Raw genomic sequence first — 20,493 nt, forward strand, 5'->3', positions numbered from 1 at the left:
CGACATCATGATTAACAGTCATGCGCTACTACCAACTGAGCTATGGCGGATAAAATAGTCCGTACGGGATTCGAACCCGTGTTACCGCCGTGAAAAGGCGGTGTCTTAACCCCTTGACCAACGGACCTTCTATCTGTAGCAGATATAACCATTATATCAATTTCTTGCTAATTGTCAATTACTTTTGAGTTTTTTTCTCTAGAATATCTTTTAATTTTCTAATTTTTAATCTTGAAATAGGACAACGATGGTCTTCATAGAAAACAATTTCTAAATTCTTTCTATCAATTTCTCTGATGTTGCCTATATTTACCAAAAATGACTTATGAGGAGAATAAAATCGCTGAGTATGTTTGTCCTTTTCCTGAATATCTGTCATGGTACCATAAAATTCTTTTGCAAAATTCTTACCAATAATGCGCAATTTATGAGAGACTCCTGTCGTTTCAATATACAGAATGTCATGGTAAGGGATTTTTAAATCATTTCCCTTGTAATTGTAGTCAAAATAATCTACCACATCTTCATTTTCAAGTAACATACTCTTCGTGTAGAAGATATTCTGCTCAATTCTCTTCTTAAATAACTCATCATTGATATCCTTATCAACAAAATCTAAGGCTGATACCTGATATTTATAGGTTAGAGTCGCAAACTCTGATCGACTGGTGATAAAGACGATAATAGCGTAAGGATTGTAATGACGAATGAGCTGAGCCACTTCAAATCCCTTTTTCTCAATTCCATGAATATCAATATCTAGAAAATAAAGCTGGTTTACTTCATCATTTTCGATATATTCCTTAAACTCACGAACTTTTCCCGTTGTCTTGTATGATATTGGAATATTCGATTCTTTCGAAATTTCATCCAATATTCTCTCTAGTCTCACTTGATGTTCAATAACATCTTCTAAAATTAAAACTTTCATTCAAATTCCCTCTTAAATCTAATGATTTGTCTAAATGTACTGCCTTCCATCTCTGTTTCTAAAATAATGTTGTTGTACTTATCCAGTAGTTCTTTCACATTATTTAATCCTACTCCGCGATTTCTTCCCTTAGTAGAGAATCCTAAAGCAAATAGATCTCCTGAAGGAGTCATCGTCATTTTACATGAATTCTGAATCACAATCACTGTTTCAGTTTCCATCTTAATAACTGCTACTTCCATCTGCTTTTTATAACTATCAGCCGATCCTTCGACAGCATTGTTCAATAAAACACTCATAATACGAACTAAATCCAGCAGGTCTATTGGTAGTCTAGTAATTATATCTTTTACTTCCAGTGTAAACTCTACACCGTTATTTCGAGCATAGACAATTGACTGAGCAACCAAACTTCGTAAAGCTGAATCTTCTATGTTGTTCAAATCAAAGTAAGTGTACTTATCTGAGCGCAGTTTGTGATTGGCTTTAACCAAAACTTCGTTGTAAACTCTGTCAATTTCCTGTAAATTACCACTGTCAATTGCCATCTGCATACTGACAAGCATCCCAGCATAATCATGTCGAAAACCACGAATTTCATTATACAAACCGACAATTTCATCTGTGTAGTTTTGTAAATGTTTCTGTTCAAATTTCTTCTGCTTCAAAGCAATCTCTTTCTCCATTTGATCTTTATGTGAATTCATTGCAAAAAAGGTTAAAAGGAGAGAAATAAAGACGATAGATGATAAAATACTTCCAAAACTATTCAAATGTTTAATCGTACTTACCATATCTGAAACGAAAGATACAATATGGAGCAGTAGCAAAGCAAAAAATACTTTTGTCAAGAAAGGATAGAGGTAGTCTTTATCAAAATAGTTTAGATCCAAATGGAAATAATGAATGATTTTTAAGATAACGACATAAGTCAACACCGTTACAAGGAAAAAGAATGGTTCATAATATTGTAAAACAAAATTGTCTCCTGTTAGAGAGGATAAAGTTACGGACAAAAAGTTATGAGTGCTCTCATATAAAAGAGATAGTAGTAAACTTAGGAATAGTCCTCTATCCCTCTCATACTGTTTAATCCATCGAAAATAGGAATATAATACCAAAGGAAATAAAAATTTTACAATCCCTAAGTCATCTAAATGTAGAAGATATGATGGAAAATCAAGTACTATTTCTACTAGTAATGTATAAGCACCAAAAACGTATAGTTCCTTTTCTTTTATTTGACCTTTGCAAATTAAACTGTAACTGTGACTAATAATAAAAAAATATAATATAAAATCTACTACTAAGAAAAAATTCATTCTGACACTCCCTTATCTTCTTTTAAGAAAATTAATAAACATTTTATCTATTCTCCTCATCTCCCCACCTCGAATCTCCTGCAATTCTTTTTCCTTCAAGGCTACAAACTTTTCCAATTTAACTGTGTTTTTCATAATAAAATCTCCTAAAATGTTTTTTTCCTGTAAGCTAACTTACAAAAACCATTATACAAAATGGAATTTAATTTTAGATAAAATTCTCTCAACTGTCATTTTTTTCTCCCCAAGTGTACTTTTTTAAAAAAAAAGCCGGGAAAATTCCCAGCTTTGCTACTATATTGATCCCAGCAGGATTCGAACCTGCGACCGTTCGCTTAGAAGGCGAATGCTCTATCCAGCTGAGCTATGAGACCTAATACAGCTATTCTACCAAAAATTCAATTGAAAGTCAATTTTCTATTTATGATAGGGCGAGCCCTGCTGTATTGTAAAAGCTCGATAGATTTGTTCAACAAGGACTAGTCTCATTAACTGATGGGGCAAGGTTAAACGACCAAAACTAACAGAGAGATTGGATCTCTTTTTTACATCCTGTGCTAATCCCAGACTCCCTCCAATAATAAAAGTAAGAGTAGAAAATCCTTTTATAGAAGCTTCTTCTAAATGCTTACTAAATTCTTCTGAGGAGAAAGTTTTCCCTTCAATGGCTAACACAATAACAAAATCACGGTCACCAACTTTTGATAAAATTCTCTGACCTTCTATTTCTAAAATCTTTTGATTTTCTGATTCACTGGCCTTATCTGGTGTTTTTTCATCTGCTAGCTCTATCATTTCAAGCTTAGCAAATCGAGAAATTCGTTTTGAATACTCTGAGATACCATCTTTTAAATACTTTTCTTTCAGTTTCCCGACTGTTACAACTTTAATTTTCATGACTCTATTCTAACATATTCTCCATTTTTTCACATCTTATTCACAAAATAAAAGGTTAATTTTCACTAGAAAACCACAGATTTTTGAAAGTTATCCACAATCTGTGAAAAACTTTTGTTTTTAAGTTATAATTAAGCTAGTCAGTTTATACTTTCAGTAATTTCAAACATAACATATGGAGGTAAATATGAAACATCAAAAAACATTTTACAAAAAATGGTTTCAATTATTAGTCGTTATCGTCATTAGCTTTATTAGCGGTGCCTTGGGTAGTTTTTCAATAAACCAACTAACTCAAAAAAGTGGTGTAAGTAGCTCTAACAACAATAGTACTATTACACAAACTGCCTATAAAAACGAAAATTCAACAACTCAGGCTGTTAACAAAGTAAAAGATGCTGTTGTTTCTGTTATTACTTATTCGGCAAACAGACAAAATAGCGTATTTGGTAATGATGATACTGACACAGATTCTCAGCAAATCTCTAGTGAAGGATCTGGGGTTATTTATAAAAAGAATGATAAAGAAGCTTACATCGTCACCAACAATCACGTTATAAATGGTGCCAGCAAAGTAGATATTCGTTTGTCAGATGGAACTAAAGTACCTGGAGAAATCGTCGGAGCTGATACTTTCTCTGATATTGCTGTCGTCAAAATCTCTTCAGAAAAAGTGACAACAGTAGCTGAATTTGGTGATTCTAGCAAGTTAACCGTAGGAGAAACTGCTATTGCCATCGGTAGCCCATTAGGTTCTGAATATGCTAATACTGTCACTCAAGGTATCGTATCTAGTCTTAATCGAAATGTATCTTTAAAATCTGAAGATGGACAAGCCATTTCTACAAAAGCCATCCAAACTGATACTGCTATTAACCCAGGTAACTCTGGTGGCCCACTAATCAATATTCAAGGACAGGTTATCGGAATTACCTCAAGTAAAATTGCAACAAATGGAGGAACATCTGTAGAAGGTCTTGGTTTTGCAATCCCTGCAAATGATGCTATCAATATTATTGAACAGTTGGAAAAGAACGGAAAAGTTACTCGTCCAGCTTTGGGAATTCAAATGGTCAATCTCTCAAATATTAATACAAGTGATATTAGAAGACTGAATATTCCAAGCAATGTAACATCTGGTGTAGTTGTTCGTTCTGTACAAAGTAATATGCCTGCCAATGGTCACCTTGAAAAATACGATGTTATTACAAAAGTAGACGACAAAGACATTGCTTCATCAACAGATTTACAAAGTGCTCTTTACAATCATTCTATCGGAGACACCATTAAGATAACTTACTATCGTAACGGTAAAGAAGAAACTACATCTATTAAACTTGACAAGAGTTCAGGTGATTTAGAATCTTAATTGACATCTATGTAAAGAAAGCTTTACATAAGAGAAAAGATGTGTTAGTGTAGAATCATGGAAAAATTTGAAATGATTTCTATTACGGATATACAAAAAAATCCCTATCAACCTCGAAAAGAATTTGATGGAGAAAAACTACATGAACTAGCACAGTCTATCAAAGAAAATGGGGTCATTCAACCGATTATTGTTCGTCAATCTCCTGTTATTGGTTATGAAATCCTTGCAGGAGAGAGACGCTATCGGGCTTCACTTTTAGCTGGTCTAAGGTCTATCCCAGCTGTTGTTAAACAGCTTTCAGATCAAGAGATGATGATCCAGTCTATCATTGAAAATTTGCAAAGAGAAAATTTAAATCCAATAGAAGAAGCACACGCCTATGAATCTCTTGTAGAGAAAGGATTTACCCATGCTGAAATTGCAGATAAAATGGGGAAGTCTCGTCCTTATATCAGCAACTCTATTCGCTTGTTGTCCTTGCCAGAACCGATTCTCTCTGAAGTAGAAAATGGTAAACTATCACAAGCCCATGCGCGTTCTCTCGTTGGGTTGAATAAGGAACAACAAGACTATTTCTTTCAACGAATTATAGAAGAAGACATTTCTGTAAGAAAATTAGAAGCTCTTCTGACAGAGAAAAAACAAAAGAAACTGCAAAAAAATGATTATTTCATACAAAATGAAGAAGAACAGTTAAAAAAAATACTCGGATTAGATGTAGAAATCAAACTGTCTAAAAAAGATAGTGGAAAAATCATTATTGCTTTCTCAAACCAAGAAGAATACAGTAGAATTATCAACAGCCTGAAATAAGGCTGTTCTTTTATTTTTTTATCTCACAAGGTTATCCACTATTTTTTTCAAAAAAAAGCTTCATAAATCAATAGTTTCTGATTTTATCCCCAACCTGTGGATAAAACTTGATAACATTGTGGATTATTTTTCACAGCTTGTGGAAAATTCTTGCTATCTATGGTAAAATAAATCTAGCATTAAACTTTTAAATAGTAAAGGAGGAGAAAGGATTGAAAGAAAAACAATTTTGGAATCGTATATTAGAATTTGCACAAGAAAGACTAACTCGTTCCATGTATGATTTCTATGCTATTCAAGCTGAACTCATTAAGGTAGAAGAAAATGTTGCCACTATATTTTTACCACGATCTGAAATGGAAATGGTCTGGAAAAAACAACTAAAAGATATCATTGTAGTAGCTGGTTTTGAGATTTATGATGCTGAAATAACTCCCCACTATATTTTTACCAAGCCTCAAGATACGATTATCCCACAAGTTGAAGAAGCTCCAAATTCAACTCTCTATGACTATAGTCCAAAGTTAGCATCTATTCCTTATTCGGATACTGGATTAAAAGAAAAGTATACCTTTGATAATTTTATCCAAGGGGATGGAAATGTTTGGGCAGTATCAGCCGCCCTGGCTGTCTCTGAAGATTTGGCCTTGACCTATAATCCTCTTTTTATCTATGGAGGACCTGGGCTTGGTAAGACTCACTTACTCAATGCCATTGGGAATGAGATTTTGAAAAATATTCCTGATGCGCGTGTGAAGTACATTCCTGCTGAAAGCTTTATAAACGACTTTCTTGAACATCTGAGACTGGGTGAAATGGATAAGTTCAAAAAAACCTACCGTAGCCTCGATCTCTTGTTAATTGATGATATTCAATCGCTGAGTGGAAAAAAAGTTGCAACTCAGGAAGAATTTTTCAATACTTTCAATGTTCTCCATAACAATCAAAAACAAATTGTTCTGACTAGTGATCGTAGCCCTAAACACTTAGAGGGCCTTGAAGAAAGACTTGTCACGCGCTTTAGCTGGGGGTTGACGCAAAACATCACACCACCTGACTTTGAGACACGTATTGCCATTTTACAAAGCAAAACAGAGAATTTAGACTACCATTTCCAAAGTGATACCCTAGAATACCTAGCTGGTCAATTTGATTCAAACGTCCGAGAACTTGAAGGAGCAATCAACGACATCACTTTAATTGCCAGAGTGAAGAAGATTAAGGATATCACTATCGATATCGCTGCAGAAGCCATTAGAGCTCGCAAACAAGATGTTAGCCAAATGCTCGTCATCCCAATTGATAAAATACAAAATGAAGTTGGTAACTTTTATGGTGTCAGTGTCAAAGAAATGAAGGGAAGCAGACGCCTTCAAAATATTGTTTTAGCCCGTCAAGTAGCCATGTACTTATCTAGAGAACTAACAGATAATAGTCTTCCAAAAATTGGTAAGGAATTTGGTGGTAAAGACCACACAACAGTTATTCATGCCCATGCTAAAATTAAATCTTTGATTGATGAAGACGATAATTTACGTTTAGAAATTGAATCAATCAAAAATAAAATAAAATAACTTGTGGATAACTTTCGCTTTTTTATCTTTTTTATCCACATTTTTTAAACAAGCCCAAAAACTTGATATTACTAGTTTAAAGTCTGTTTTCCACAGATTTCACAGACTCTATTATTACTATTATCCTTCTAATACTAAAAATAAATAAAGGAGAATCCATGATTCATTTTTCAATTAATAAAAATTTATTTCTACAAGCCTTAAATACTACTAAGAGAGCTATTAGCTCTAAAAATGCCATTCCTATTTTATCAACCGTAAAAATTGACGTAACCAATGAAGGTGTTACTTTAATTGGTTCAAATGGTCAAATTTCAATTGAAAATTTTATTTCTCAAAAAAATGAAGATGCTGGTTTGTTAATTACTTCTTTAGGTTCGATCCTTCTTGAAGCTTCTTTCTTCATCAATGTGGTATCTAGTCTACCTGATGTGACTCTTGATTTTAAAGAAATTGAACAAAATCAAATTGTTTTAACCAGCGGTAAATCAGAAATTACCCTAAAAGGAAAAGATAGTGAACAATATCCACGAATCCAAGAAATTTCAGCAAGCACTCCTTTGGTTCTTGAAACAAAATTACTCAAGAAAATTATCAATGAAACAGCTTTTGCTGCAAGTACACAAGAAAGTCGTCCAATTTTAACAGGTGTTCATTTTGTATTGAGCCAACACAAAGAGTTAAAAACAGTTGCAACAGACTCTCATCGTCTAAGCCAGAAAAAATTGACTCTTGAAAAAAATAGTGATGATTTTGATGTCGTGATTCCTAGCCGTTCTCTACGCGAATTTTCAGCAGTATTTACAGACGATATTGAAACTGTAGAGATTTTCTTTGCCAACAATCAAATCCTCTTTAGAAGCGAAAATATTAGCTTCTATACTCGTTTGTTAGAAGGTAACTATCCTGATACAGATCGCTTGATTCCGACAGACTTTAACACTACTATTACTTTTGATGTGGTAAACTTACGTCAGTCAATGGAGCGTGCTCGCCTTTTATCAAGTGCGACTCAAAATGGTACTGTGAAGCTTGAAATTAAAGGTGGTATTGTTAGCGCCCATGTTCATTCTCCAGAAGTTGGTAAAGTAAACGAAGAAATCGATACTGATCAGGTGACTGGTGAAGATTTGACTATTAGTTTCAACCCAACTTACTTGATTGATTCTCTTAAGGCTTTAAATAGCGAAAAGGTGACCATTAGCTTTATCTCAGCTGTTCGTCCATTTACTCTTGTGCCAGCAGACACTGATGAAGACTTCATGCAGCTCATTACACCAGTTCGTACAAATTAAGTGAAAGAGGTTGAGCTTAGCTCGCCTCTTTTATGATATAATCGAAAAAGAAAAGGAGAGTAGTATGTATCAAGTTGGAAATTTTGTTGAAATGAAAAAACCACATGCTTGCACCATCAAGTCAACAGGTAAAAAGGCCAATCGTTGGGAAATTACACGTGTAGGAGCAGATATCAAAATTAAATGTAGCAATTGTGACCATGTTGTCATGATGGGGCGCTATGATTTTGATCGAAAAATGAATAAAATTATTGACTGAAACCCCTCAGTTAGAGGGTTAGCAAGTTTTCCCTTTTTGTGTTATAATATTAGGGATTGAAATGAAAACGGAGAATGAAAAAATATGGCTTTAACAGCAGGTATCGTTGGTTTGCCAAACGTTGGTAAATCAACACTATTTAATGCAATTACAAAAGCAGGAGCAGAGGCAGCTAACTACCCATTTGCGACTATTGACCCAAACGTTGGAATGGTGGAAGTTCCAGATGAACGACTACAAAAACTAACGGAAATGATTACACCTAAAAAGACAGTTCCAACAACATTTGAATTTACAGATATTGCAGGGATTGTAAAAGGAGCCTCAAAAGGAGAAGGGCTAGGAAATAAATTCTTGGCCAATATTCGTGAAGTAGATGCGATTGTTCATGTAGTTCGTGCTTTTGATGATGAAAATGTCATGCGCGAGCAAGGACGTGAAGATGCCTTTGTGGATCCACTTGCAGATATTGATACCATTAATCTAGAGTTGATTCTTGCTGACTTAGAATCAGTGAACAAACGATATGCGCGTGTAGAAAAGATGGCACGTACGCAAAAAGATAAAGAATCAGTAGCAGAATTTAATGTTCTTCAAAAGATTAAACCAGTTCTTGAAGATGGAAAATCAGCTCGCACCATCGAATTTACAGATGAAGAACAAAAAGTAGTCAAAGGTCTCTTCCTTTTGACTACTAAACCAGTTCTTTATGTTGCCAATGTAGATGAGGATGTAGTTTCAGATCCAGATTCTATCGACTATGTCAAACAAATTCGCGAATTTGCAGCGACAGAAAATGCTGAAGTAGTCGTTATTTCTGCGCGTGCTGAGGAAGAAATTTCTGAGTTAGACGAAGAAGACAAGCAAGAGTTTCTTGAAGCTCTTGGTTTGACAGAATCAGGCGTTGACAAGTTGACTCGTGCAGCTTACCACTTACTTGGACTTGGAACTTACTTCACAGCTGGTGAAAAAGAAGTTCGCGCTTGGACCTTCAAACGTGGTATGAAGGCTCCTCAAGCAGCTGGTATTATCCACTCAGACTTTGAAAAAGGCTTTATCCGTGCAGTGACCATGTCATATGAGGATCTAGTAAAATACGGATCTGAAAAGGCAGTAAAAGAAGCTGGACGTTTGCGTGAAGAAGGAAAAGAATATATCGTCCAAGATGGCGATATCATGGAATTCCGCTTTAATGTCTAAAAAATTTAATGAATAGTATCAATTAGGTTGGAAAAAAATTCCAACCCTTTTGGCTTTTGAAAGGAAAAATAAATGACAAAATTACTTGTAGGCTTGGGAAATCCAGGAGATAAATATTTTGAAACAAAACATAATGTTGGTTTTATGTTGATTGACCAACTAGCGAAGAAACAGAATGTCACTTTTACACACGATAAGATATTTCAAGCTGATCTAGCATCTTTTTTCCTCAATGGTGAAAAAATTTATCTCGTCAAACCAACGACATTTATGAATGAAAGTGGAAAAGCTGTTCATGCTTTATTGACTTACTATGGTTTGGATATTAAAGATTTACTCATCATTTATGATGATCTTGATATGGAAGTTGGAAAGATTCGTTTAAGAGCAAAGGGTTCAGCAGGTGGACATAATGGTATCAAGTCTATTATTCAACATATAGGGACTCAGGTCTTTAACCGTGTTAAGATTGGAATCGGAAGACCTAAAAATGGAATGTCAGTTATTAACCATGTTTTGAGTAAGTTTGACAAGGATGATTATATTGGTGTTTTACAGTCTATTGACAAGGTTGACGATGCTGTAAATTACTATTTACAAGAGAAAAATTTTGAAAAAACGATGCAGAGGTATAACGGATAAATGGTATCCTTATTAGATTTATTCTCAGAAAATGATCAGATAAAAAAATGGCATCAAAATCTGACAGATAAGAAAAGACAATTAATGTTAGGTTTGTCAACTTCTACAAAAGCTTTAGCAATCGCTAGTAGTTTGAATAAAGAAGATAAGATTGTTTTATTGACATCAACTTATGGAGAAGCAGAAGGTCTTATTAGTGATCTTATCTCTATCTTGGGTGAGGAACTTGTCTATCCATTTTTGGTAGATGACTCTCCTATGGTAGAGTTTTTGATGTCTTCACAAGAAAAAATTATTTCACGGGTTGAAGCCTTGCGTTTTTTGAGTGATCCGTTTAAAAAAGGGATTTTAGTTTGTAATATTGCAGCAAGTAGATTGATTTTACCCTCTCCGACTGCATTTAAAGAAAGCATTATAAAAATTGCAGTTGGTGAAGAATATGACCAAAACGCGCTCATCCATCATTTAAAAGAAATCGGCTATCGAAAAGTTACTCAAGTACAGACCCAAGGAGAATTTAGTCTTCGAGGAGATATTTTAGATATTTTTGAAATATCCCAGTTAGAACCTTGCCGAATTGAGTTTTTTGGTGATGAAGTAGATGGAATTCGTACTTTTGAAGTCGAAACACAATTATCGAAAGAAAATCGGACAGAACTCACCATCTTTCCAGCTAGCGACATGCTTTTGAAAGAAAAGGATTATCAACGAGGTCAGTCAGCTTTAGAAAAGCAAATTTCAAAAACTCTATCGCCGATTCTGAAATCCTACCTAGAAGAAATTCTTTCAAGTTTTCATCAAAAACAAATGCATTCAGATTCTCGGAAATTTTTATCTTTGTGTTATGAGAAATCATGGACTGTATTTGATTATATTGAAAAAGATACGCCAATATTCTTTGATGATTACCAGAAATTGATGAATCAGTATGAAGTCTTTGAAAGAGAATTAGCACAATACTTTACAGAAGAGTTACAGAATAGTAAAGCATTTTCTGATATGCAGTATTTTGCGGATACTGAGAAAATCTATAAAAAACAAAGCCCAGTAACCTTTTTTTCTAATCTGCAAAAGGGGTTAGGAAATCTCAAGTTTGACCAGATTTATCAATTTAATCAATATCCCATGCAGGAGTTTTTCAATCAATTTTCTTTTCTAAAAGAAGAAATTGAACGATACAAAAAAATGGACTACACTATTATCTTGCAGTCTAGCAATTCAATGGGAAGTAAAACATTGGAGGATGTGTTAGAGGAATACAATATTAAATTGGATTCTAGAGATAAGTCAAGTATCTGTAAAGAATCTGTAAACTTAATCGAGGGAAATCTCAGACATGGTTTTCATTTTGTAGATGAAAAAATTCTGGTGATTACTGAACATGAGATTTTTCAAAAGAAATTGAAACGTCGTTTTCGCAGACAACATGTTTCAAATGCAGAGAGATTAAAAGATTATAATGAACTTGAAAAAGGGGACTATGTTGTTCACCATATTCATGGAATTGGTCAATATTTAGGAATTGAAACCATTGAAATCAAAGGAATTCACCGCGATTATGTTAGCGTTCAATACCAAAATGGTGATCAAATTTCTATCCCAGTAGAACAGATTCATCTACTGTCTAAATATGTTTCAAGTGATGGGAAAGCTCCAAAACTCAATAAATTAAATGACGGTCATTTTAAAAAAGCCAAGCAAAAAGTTAAGAATCAGGTAGAGGATATAGCTGATGATTTAATCAAACTCTATTCTGAGCGTAGTCAGTTGAAGGGCTTTGCTTTCTCAGCCGATGATGAAGAGCAAGATGCTTTTGATGATGCCTTCCCTTATGTTGAAACGGATGATCAACTTCGTAGTATCGAGGAAATCAAGAGAGATATGCAAGATTCTCAGCCAATGGATCGACTTTTAGTTGGGGATGTTGGTTTTGGAAAGACTGAAGTTGCAATGCGTGCAGCCTTTAAGGCTGTCAATGATAACAAACAGGTTGTCGTTCTAGTTCCTACGACAGTTTTAGCGCAACAGCACTACACGAATTTTAAGGAACGATTCCAAAATTTTGCAGTTAATATTGATGTGTTGAGTCGCTTTAGAAGTAAAAAAGAGCAGACTGAAACACTTGAAAAATTGAAAAACGGTCAAGTCGATATTTTAATTGGAACACATCGTGTTCTGTCAAAAGATGTTGTGTTTTCTGATTTGGGATTGATGATTATTGATGAAGAACAACGATTTGGTGTCAAGCATAAGGAAACTTTGAAAGAGTTAAAGAAACAAGTGGATGTCCTAACCTTGACAGCTACGCCAATCCCTCGTACCCTTCATATGTCTATGCTGGGAATCAGAGATTTGTCTGTTATTGAAACTCCTCCAACAAATCGCTATCCTGTTCAGACCTATGTTTTAGAAAAGAATGATAGTGTTATTCGTGATGCAGTCTTGCGTGAAATGGAGCGTGGAGGTCAAGTTTACTATCTTTATAATAAAGTTGACACGATTGACCAGAAGGTTTCAGAATTACAGGAGTTGATTCCAGAAGTTTCAATTGGTTATGTTCACGGCCAAATGAGTGAAATCCAGTTGGAAAATACTTTATTGGACTTTATTGAAGGACAATATGATATTTTGGTAACAACTACCATTATTGAGACAGGGGTGGACATTCCAAATGCCAATACCTTATTTATTGAAAATGCAGACCATATGGGCTTGTCAACCTTGTATCAATTAAGGGGAAGAGTAGGTCGTAGTAATCGTATTGCTTACGCCTATCTCATGTATCGTCCAGAGAAATCAATCAGTGAAGTCTCTGAAAAGAGATTAGAAGCCATCAAAGGATTTACAGAATTGGGTTCTGGATTTAAGATTGCTATGCGAGATCTTTCGATTCGTGGAGCAGGAAATCTTTTAGGGAAATCTCAGTCTGGTTTCATTGATTCTGTTGGTTTTGAATTGTATTCGCAGTTACTAGAGGAAGCCATTGCTAAACGAAACGGTAATTCTAATACAAGAACCCAAGGGAATGCTGAGTTGATTTTACAAATTGATGCCTATCTTCCTGATACTTATATTTCTGACCAACGACATAAGATTGAAATTTATAAAAAAATTCGTCAAATTGACAACCGTGTCAATTATGAAAAGTTACAAGAAGAGCTGATGGATCGCTTTGGAGAATACCCAGATGTAGTAGCCTACCTTTTAGAGATTGGTTTGGTTAAGTCATATTTGGACAAGGTCTTTGTAGAACGTGTGGAAAGAAAAGATAACAAGATTACAGTTCAATTTGAAAAAGTCACTCAACGACTATTCTTGGCTCAAGATTATTTTAAAGCTTTATCCGCAACGAACTTAAAAGCAGCCATAGCTGAGAATAAGGGATTAATGGAAGTTGTATTCGATGTCCGAAACAAGAAGGATTATGAAATTTTAGAAGGTTTGCTGATTTTTGGAGAAAGTTTATTAGAGATAAAAGAGTTGAAAGACGGTAATTCCCTATAACATTTTTCTTCTATAAAAGAGATAAAAATGGTACAATAATAATTTGAGGTAATAAAAATGAGATTAGACAAATATTTAAAAGTATCACGAATTATCAAGCGTCGTACAGTCGCAAAGGAAGTAGCAGATAAAGGTAGAATAAAGGTAAATGGAATTTTGGCTAAAAGTTCAACAGATTTGAAAGTTGATGATCAAGTTGAAATTCGTTTTGGCAATAAGTTGCTACTTGTAAAAGTACTGGAGATGAAAGATAGTACAAAAAAAGAAGATGCAGCAGGCATGTATGAAATTATCAGTGAAACACGGGTAGAAGAAAATGTCTAAGAATATTGTACAATTGAATAATTCTTTTATTCAAAATGAGCACCAACGTCGTCGTTATCTGATGAAGGAACGACAAAAACGTAATCGTTTCATGGGGTGGGTTCTGATTTTGATGATTTTGTTGTTCATTTTACCAACTTATAATCTTGCTCAAAGCTATCACCAATTACTCCAAAGACGTCAACAATTATCAGACTTGCAAACTCAGTATCAAACCTTGAGTGATGAAAAGGATAAGGAGACAGCTTTTGCAACAAAGCTGAAAGATGAAGATTACGCTGCTAAATACATGCGTGCAAAATACTATTATTCTAAGAATCGGGAAGCTGTTTATACGATTCCTGACTTGCTCCCAAGGTGATAAAATGGAAAATTTATTAGATGTAATAGAGCAATTTTTGAGTCTATCGGATGAAAAGCTGGAAGAGCTAGCTGATAAAAATCAATTATTGCGTTTACAAGAAGAAAAGGAAAGGAAGAATGCGTAAATTCTTAATTATTTTGTTGCTACCAAGTTTTTTGACAATTTCAAAAGTTGTTAGCACAGAAAAAGAAGTCGTCTATACTTCGAAAGAAATTTATTACCTTTCACAATCTGACTTTGGTATTTATTTTAGAGAAAAGCTAAGTTCTCCTATGGTTTATGGAGAAATTCCTGTATACGCCAATGAAGATTTAGTTGTAGAATCTGGAAAATTAACTCCAAAAACAAATTTTCAAATAACTGAGTGGCGCTTAAATAAACAAGGAATTCCAGTATTTAAGTTATCCAACCATCAATTTATAGCTGCAGACAAACGATTTTTATATGACCAGTCAGAGGTAACTCCTACAATAAAAAAAGTATGGTTAGAATCTGACGTTAAACTGTATAATAGTCCTTATGATTTAAAAGAAGTGAAATCATCCTTATCAGCTTTTTCTCAGGTGTCAATCGATAAGACAATGTTTGTAGAAGGAAAAGAATTTCTACATATTGATCAGGCTGGATGGGTAGATAAGGAATTAACTTCTGAAGAAGATAATCGGATGAATAAAGTGCAAGAAATATTATCTGAAAAATATCAGAAAACTTCTTTCTCTATTTATGTTAAGCAACTGACTACTGGAAAAGAAGCTGGTATCAATCAAGATGAAAAGATGTATGCAGCTAGCATTTTAAAATTACCTTATCTCTACTATACGCAAGAAAAAATAAATGAGGGTCTTTATCAGTTAGACATGACTGTAAAATACGTATCAGCAGTCAATGATTTTCCAGGTTCTTATAAACCAGAGGGAAGTGGCAGTCTTCCTAAAAAAGAGGATAATAAAGAGTATTCTCTAAAGGATTTAATTACGAAAGTATCAAAAGAATCTGATAATGTAGCTCATAATCTATTGGGATATTACATTTCAAATCAATCTGATGCCACATTCAAATCCAAGATGTCTGCTATTATGGGAGATGATTGGGATTCCAAAGAAAAATTGATTTCTTCTAAGATGGCTGGGAAGGTTATGGAGGCAATTTATAATCAAAATGGATTTGTATTGGAGTCTTTGACTAAAACAGATTTTGATAATGAGAGAATTGCCAAAGGTGTTTCTGTTAAAGTAGCTCATAAAATTGGAGATGCGGATGAATTTAAGCATGATACAGGTGTTGTCTATGCAGATTCTCCATTTATTCTTTCTATTTTCACTAAAAATTCTGATTATGATACGATTTCTAAGATAGCCAAAGATGTTTATGAGGTTCTAAAATGAGGGAACAAGATTTTTTAAATCATTTTCTCAAGAAGGGATATTTCAAAAAGCATGCTAAGGTGGTTCTAGCTCTTTCTGGTGGATTAGATTCTATGTTTCTATTTAAGGTGTTGTCTACTTATCAAGAAGAGTTGGAAATTGAATTGATTTTAGCTCATGTTAATCATAAGCAGAGAATTGAATCAGATTGGGAAGAACAGGAATTAAGGAAGTTGGCTGCTGAAGCAGAGCTTCCTATTTATATCAGCAATTTTTCAGGAGAATTTTCAGAAGCGCATGCACGAAATTTTCGCTATGATTTTTTTCAAGAGGTCATGAAAAAGACAGGTGCGACAGCCTTAGTCACTGCCCACCATGCGGATGACCAGGTGGAAACAATTTTGATGCGCTTGATTCGAGGTACTCGTTTGCGCTATATATCAGGAATTAAGGAGAAGCAAATAGTCGGGGATATAGAAATCATTCGTCCCTTCTTGCATTTCCATAAAAAAGACTTTCCACCAATTTTTCACTTTGAAGATATATCAAACCAGGAAAATCATTATTTTCGCAATCGTATTCGAAATTCTTATTTACCAGAATTAGAAAAAGAAAATCCTCGATTTCGAGATGCAATCTTAAGCATCGGCAATGAAATTTTAGATTATGACCTAGCTATAGCTGAATTATCGAAGAATATTGATGTAGAAAATTTAGAGCAGCTATTGTCTTACTCTGAGTCGACACAAAGAGTTTTACTTCAAACTTATCTGAATCGTTTTCCAGATTTGAATTTTACAAAAGCACAGTTTGAAGAAGTTCGGAAAATTTTAAAAACTAAAAGCCAATATCGTCATCCGCTTAAAAATGGCTATGAATTGATAAAAGAGTATCAACAGTTTCGGATTTGTAAAATCAGTCCGCAGGCTGATGAAAAAGAGGATGAACTTGTGCTACACTATCAAAATCAGGTATCTTACCAAGGTTATTTATTTTCCTTTGGACTTCCTTTAGAAGGTGAATTAATTCAGCAGGTACCTGTTTCACGGGAAACATCCATACACATTCGTCATCGAAAAACAGGAGATGTTTTGATTCAAAATGGGCATAGAAAAAAACTCAGACGTCTATTTATTGATTTGAAAATCCCTATGGAAAAGCGAAAATCAGCTCTGATTATTGAGCAATTTGGTGAAATTGTCTCAATTTTGGGAATTGCGACCAGTAATTTGAGTAAAAACACGAAAAATGATATAATGAACACTGTACTTTATATAGAAAAAATAGATAGGTAAAAAAATGTTAGAAAACGATATTAAAAAAATTCTCGTTTCACACGATGAAATTACAGAAGCTGCTAAAAAATTAGGTGCCCAACTAACTAAAGACTATGCAGGAAAAAATCCGATTTTAATTGGGATTTTAAAAGGATCTATCCCTTTTATGGCTGAATTGGTCAAACATATCGACACACATATTGAAATGGACTTCATGATGGTTTCTAGCTACCATGGTGGAACAGCAAGTAGTGGTGTGATCAATATTAAGCAAGATGTAACTCAAGACATCAAAGGAAGACATGTTTTATTTGTAGAAGATATCATTGATACAGGTCAAACTTTGAAGAATTTGCGAGATATGTTTATTGCAAGAGATGCGGCTTCTGTTAAGATTGCAACCTTATTGGATAAACCAGAGGGACGTGTTGTAGAAATTGAGGCAGACTATACTTGCTTTACTATTCCAAATGAGTTTGTAGTAGGTTATGGGTTAGACTACAAAGAAAATTATCGTAACCTTCCTTATGTTGGAGTATTGAAAGAAGAAGTGTATTCAAATTAGAAAGAACAATTTTTAATGAAAAAACAAAATAATGGTTTAATTAAAAATCCTTTTCTATGGTTATTACTTATTTTTCTCCTAGTTACAGGTTACCAGTATTTTGGTACAGGTAGTGTTGCAGGGAAAAGTGAGCAGATTAATTATACAGAATTGGTAAAAGAAATTACCGATGACAATGTAAAAGAATTAACTTACCAACCAAATGGCAGTGTTATCGAAGTTTCGGGTGTTTATAAAAATCCTAAAACAAGTAAAGAAGAAACAGGAATTCAGTTCTTTTCTCCTTCTGCTACAACAGTAGAGAAATTTTCAAGTATTATTCTTCCTTCAGATACTACAGTATCAGAATTGCAAAAACTTGCTTCTGACCATAAAGCGGAAGTAACTGTTAAGCATGAAAGTTCAAGTGGTATGTGGATTAATATTCTTGTATCCATTGTGCCATTCGGTATTCTATTCTTCTTCCTGTTCTCTATGATGGGAAATATGGGAGGAAATAATAGCCGTAATCCAATGAGTTTTGGACGTAGTAAGGCTAAAGCCGCAAATAAAGAAGATATTAAAGTAAGATTTTCAGATGTTGCTGGAGCTGAAGAAGAAAAACAAGAACTAGTTGAAGTTGTTGAATTCTTAAAAGATCCAAAACGATTTACAAAACTTGGAGCCCGTATTCCAGCAGGTGTTCTTTTGGAGGGACCTCCGGGAACAGGTAAGACTTTACTTGCTAAGGCAGTCGCCGGAGAAGCTGGTGTTCCATTCTTTAGTATCTCAGGTTCTGACTTTGTAGAAATGTTTGTCGGAGTTGGAGCTAGTCGTGTTCGTTCTCTTTTCGAAGATGCCAAAAAAGCAGCACCAGCTATCATCTTTATCGATGAAATTGATGCTGTTGGCCGTCAACGTGGAGTCGGTCTCGGTGGAGGTAATGACGAACGTGAACAAACCTTGAACCAACTTTTGATTGAGATGGATGGTTTTGAGGGAAATGAAGGGATTATCGTCATCGCTGCGACAAACCGTTCAGATGTACTTGACCCTGCCCTTCTGCGTCCAGGACGTTTTGATAGAAAAGTCTTGGTTGGTCGCCCTGATGTTAAAGGTCGTGAAGCAATCTTGAAAGTTCATGCTAAGAACAAGCCTTTAGCAGAAGATGTTGATTTGAAATTAGTTGCCCAACAAACTCCAGGTTTTGTTGGTGCTGATTTAGAGAATGTCTTGAATGAAGCGGCTCTAGTTGCTGCTCGTCGCAATAAATCGATAATTGATGCTTCAGATATTGATGAAGCAGAAGACAGAGTTATTGCTGGTCCTTCTAAGAAAGATAAGACAGTTTCACAAAAAGAACGTGAATTGGTTGCCTATCATGAGGCAGGACATACCATTGTTGGTCTAGTCTTGTCAAATGCCCGTGTTGTTCATAAAGTTACTATCGTACCACGTGGCCGTGCAGGTGGTTATATGATTGCACTTCCTAAGGAAGATCAAATGCTTCTATCAAAAGAAGATATGAAAGAGCAATTGGCTGGCTTAATGGGTGGACGTGTAGCCGAAGAAATTATCTTTAATGTCCAAACTACAGGGGCTTCAAACGACTTTGAACAGGCGACACAAATGGCGCGTGCAATGGTTACAGAGTACGGGATGAGTGAAAAACTTGGTCCGGTACAATATGAGGGTAATCATGCTATGTTTGGAGCACAAAGCCCTCAAAAATCAATCTCAGAACAAACAGCTTATGAAATTGACGAAGAGGTTCGTTCATTATTAAATGAGGCACGAAATAAAGCTGCTGAAATTATTCAGTCAAATCGTGAAACTCACAAGTTGATTGCAGAAGCACTATTAAAATACGAAACATTGGATAGTACACAAATTAAATCTCTTTATGAAACAGGAAAGATGCCTGAAACAGTAGAAGAGGAATCTCATGCACTATCTTATGATGAAGTAAAGTCAAAAATGAATGACGAAAAATAACCCCAAGAGAGGCTTGTCCTCTCTTTTTTGTGCAGTTGAGGCGGTAAAGGGTGCAGAATGGATGAAATGACCCCAATTAGCTTCTTGATTTGATAGACTGTACACAGAAAGGGGAAGCTTATGTTTAAAAAATTGTATAAAGAAGTCCAGGGAATTGTATATAAGTGTAGAAATGAATATTATCTTCATTTGTGGGAGTTATCGGATTGGGACCAAGAGGGAATGATTTGCTTACATGAATTGATCAGTAGAGAAGAAGAACTGGTAGAAGATATTCCACGCTTACGTAAATACTTCAAAACTAAATTCCGAAATCGGATTTTAGATTATATCCGTAAACAAGAAAGTCAGAAGCGTAGATATGATAAAGAACCTTATGAAGAAGTGGGTGAAATTAGTCATCGTATAGGAGAGGGAGGACTCTGGCTAGATGATTATTATCTCTTTCATGAAACACTAAAAAATTATAGAAACAAACAAAGCAAAGAGAAACAAGAAGAGTTAGAACGCGTCTTAAGAAATGAACGCTTCCGAGGGCGTCAAAGAGTATTAAGAGACTTACGTATTGTGTTTAAGGAGTTTGATATCCGTACTCGGTAAGAAGCTATGCAAAAAAAAAGAAAAAAATAGAAAAAAGGTGTTGACAAAGTTAGAAAAGTCGGTATAATAGTAAGAGTTGAAAATAACAGCTCTGGTCCGTTGGTCAAGGGGTTAAGACACCGCCTTTTCACGGCGGTAACACGGGTTCGAATCCCGTACGGACTATGGTATGTTGCAGATGGCACACTTGATGAAAAAAGATTTAAAAAAGTTTCA

The 20,493-nt window shown here is 34.8% G+C and carries 20 protein-coding genes and 3 tRNA genes; 17 read left to right on the forward strand and 6 right to left on the reverse strand.

Annotation, left to right across the window (positions count from 1 at the left end; translation table 11 throughout):
* Positions 1-55: 55 nt before the first annotated feature.
* The 6 genes from PAN07_RS16545 to rlmH form a co-directional block, all read right to left on the reverse strand.
* Positions 56-127, reverse strand: a tRNA-Glu gene (locus PAN07_RS16545).
* Between the two features lie 51 nt (positions 128-178).
* Entirely contained in the window at positions 179-931 is a 753-nt protein-coding gene (gene comE / locus PAN07_RS16550) for a competence system response regulator transcription factor ComE (protein WP_033687624.1), read from the reverse strand.
* Positions 928-2,253, reverse strand: coding sequence for a competence system sensor histidine kinase ComD (gene comD / locus PAN07_RS16555; RefSeq protein ID WP_269798386.1), 1,326 nt, complete (start codon positions 2,251-2,253; stop codon positions 928-930). The genes comE and comD overlap by 4 nt, the downstream gene beginning before the upstream one ends.
* Positions 2,254-2,265: 12 nt before the next feature.
* Positions 2,266-2,388, reverse strand: a complete 123-nt coding sequence (gene comC, locus PAN07_RS16560) for a competence-stimulating peptide ComC (RefSeq protein ID WP_084862607.1) — start codon at positions 2,386-2,388, stop codon at positions 2,266-2,268.
* A 165-nt stretch (positions 2,389-2,553) separates the two neighbouring features.
* Positions 2,554-2,627: transfer RNA gene (locus tag PAN07_RS16565), tRNA-Arg, on the reverse strand.
* Positions 2,628-2,670: 43 nt separating this feature from the next.
* On the reverse strand, positions 2,671-3,150 hold the full coding sequence (gene rlmH, locus PAN07_RS16570) for a 23S rRNA (pseudouridine(1915)-N(3))-methyltransferase RlmH (RefSeq protein WP_084862605.1): 480 nt from the start codon (positions 3,148-3,150) through the stop codon (positions 2,671-2,673).
* 187 nt (positions 3,151-3,337) lie between these two features.
* Between rlmH and PAN07_RS16575 the strand changes: the two genes are divergently transcribed.
* The 17 genes from PAN07_RS16575 to PAN07_RS16655 all read left to right on the forward strand — a co-directional run bounded on the left by PAN07_RS16575 (position 3,338) and on the right by PAN07_RS16655 (position 20,442).
* Positions 3,338-4,519, forward strand: coding sequence for a S1C family serine protease (locus PAN07_RS16575; RefSeq protein ID WP_084862603.1), 1,182 nt, complete (start codon positions 3,338-3,340; stop codon positions 4,517-4,519).
* Between the two features lie 57 nt (positions 4,520-4,576).
* Complete coding sequence (locus tag PAN07_RS16580; RefSeq protein ID WP_084862601.1) at positions 4,577-5,335, forward strand: ParB/RepB/Spo0J family partition protein; 759 nt, start codon at positions 4,577-4,579, stop codon at positions 5,333-5,335.
* A 212-nt stretch (positions 5,336-5,547) separates the two neighbouring features.
* On the forward strand, positions 5,548-6,909 hold the full coding sequence (gene dnaA / locus PAN07_RS16585; protein WP_084862599.1) for a chromosomal replication initiator protein DnaA: 1,362 nt from the start codon (positions 5,548-5,550) through the stop codon (positions 6,907-6,909).
* Between the two features lie 158 nt (positions 6,910-7,067).
* On the forward strand, positions 7,068-8,204 hold the full coding sequence (gene dnaN, locus PAN07_RS16590) for a DNA polymerase III subunit beta (RefSeq protein WP_000581174.1): 1,137 nt from the start codon (positions 7,068-7,070) through the stop codon (positions 8,202-8,204).
* A gap of 64 nt (positions 8,205-8,268) precedes the next feature.
* Positions 8,269-8,463, forward strand: coding sequence for a DUF951 family protein (locus PAN07_RS16595; protein ID WP_000285186.1), 195 nt, complete (start codon positions 8,269-8,271; stop codon positions 8,461-8,463).
* A gap of 84 nt (positions 8,464-8,547) precedes the next feature.
* Complete coding sequence (gene ychF, locus PAN07_RS16600) at positions 8,548-9,663, forward strand: redox-regulated ATPase YchF (RefSeq protein ID WP_049501881.1); 1,116 nt, start codon at positions 8,548-8,550, stop codon at positions 9,661-9,663.
* A 72-nt stretch (positions 9,664-9,735) separates the two neighbouring features.
* Positions 9,736-10,305 carry an aminoacyl-tRNA hydrolase gene (gene pth, locus PAN07_RS16605; RefSeq protein ID WP_084862597.1) on the forward strand — a complete coding sequence of 190 codons (570 nt, stop codon included), beginning with the start codon at positions 9,736-9,738 and terminating at the stop codon, positions 10,303-10,305.
* The gene (gene mfd, locus PAN07_RS16610) at positions 10,306-13,809 is read left to right on the forward strand and encodes a transcription-repair coupling factor (protein ID WP_269798387.1); all 3,504 of its coding nucleotides are present in this window, start codon (positions 10,306-10,308) and stop codon (positions 13,807-13,809) included.
* Positions 13,810-13,866: 57 nt separating this feature from the next.
* Positions 13,867-14,133 (forward strand): RNA-binding S4 domain-containing protein, encoded by a 267-nt coding sequence (locus tag PAN07_RS16615; RefSeq protein ID WP_001234973.1) that lies wholly within the window; start codon positions 13,867-13,869, stop codon positions 14,131-14,133.
* Positions 14,126-14,494 carry a septum formation initiator family protein gene (locus tag PAN07_RS16620; RefSeq protein ID WP_084862593.1) on the forward strand — a complete coding sequence of 123 codons (369 nt, stop codon included), beginning with the start codon at positions 14,126-14,128 and terminating at the stop codon, positions 14,492-14,494. Before PAN07_RS16615 ends, PAN07_RS16620 begins: the two co-directional genes overlap by 8 nt.
* Before the next feature lie 4 nt (positions 14,495-14,498).
* Entirely contained in the window at positions 14,499-14,621 is a 123-nt protein-coding gene (locus PAN07_RS16625; RefSeq protein ID WP_000429334.1) for an SP_0009 family protein, read from the forward strand.
* Positions 14,614-15,882, forward strand: a complete 1,269-nt coding sequence (locus tag PAN07_RS16630) for a class A beta-lactamase-related serine hydrolase (protein WP_269798388.1) — start codon at positions 14,614-14,616, stop codon at positions 15,880-15,882. Before PAN07_RS16625 ends, PAN07_RS16630 begins: the two co-directional genes overlap by 8 nt.
* Entirely contained in the window at positions 15,879-17,156 is a 1,278-nt protein-coding gene (gene tilS / locus PAN07_RS16635; RefSeq protein ID WP_269798389.1) for a tRNA lysidine(34) synthetase TilS, read from the forward strand. Before PAN07_RS16630 ends, tilS begins: the two co-directional genes overlap by 4 nt.
* Before the next feature lie 4 nt (positions 17,157-17,160).
* Positions 17,161-17,703 (forward strand): hypoxanthine phosphoribosyltransferase, encoded by a 543-nt coding sequence (hpt, locus tag PAN07_RS16640; RefSeq protein ID WP_049486815.1) that lies wholly within the window; start codon positions 17,161-17,163, stop codon positions 17,701-17,703.
* A gap of 15 nt (positions 17,704-17,718) precedes the next feature.
* Positions 17,719-19,677, forward strand: coding sequence for an ATP-dependent zinc metalloprotease FtsH (gene ftsH / locus PAN07_RS16645; protein WP_084862587.1), 1,959 nt, complete (start codon positions 17,719-17,721; stop codon positions 19,675-19,677).
* Positions 19,678-19,797: 120 nt separating this feature from the next.
* On the forward strand, positions 19,798-20,277 hold the full coding sequence (locus PAN07_RS16650) for a sigma-70 family RNA polymerase sigma factor (protein WP_084862316.1): 480 nt from the start codon (positions 19,798-19,800) through the stop codon (positions 20,275-20,277).
* Positions 20,278-20,370: 93 nt separating this feature from the next.
* A tRNA-Glu gene (locus PAN07_RS16655) sits at positions 20,371-20,442 on the forward strand.
* Positions 20,443-20,493: the final 51 nt, after the last annotated feature.

It is taken from the genome of Streptococcus sp. SM5 (assembly GCF_027497975.1).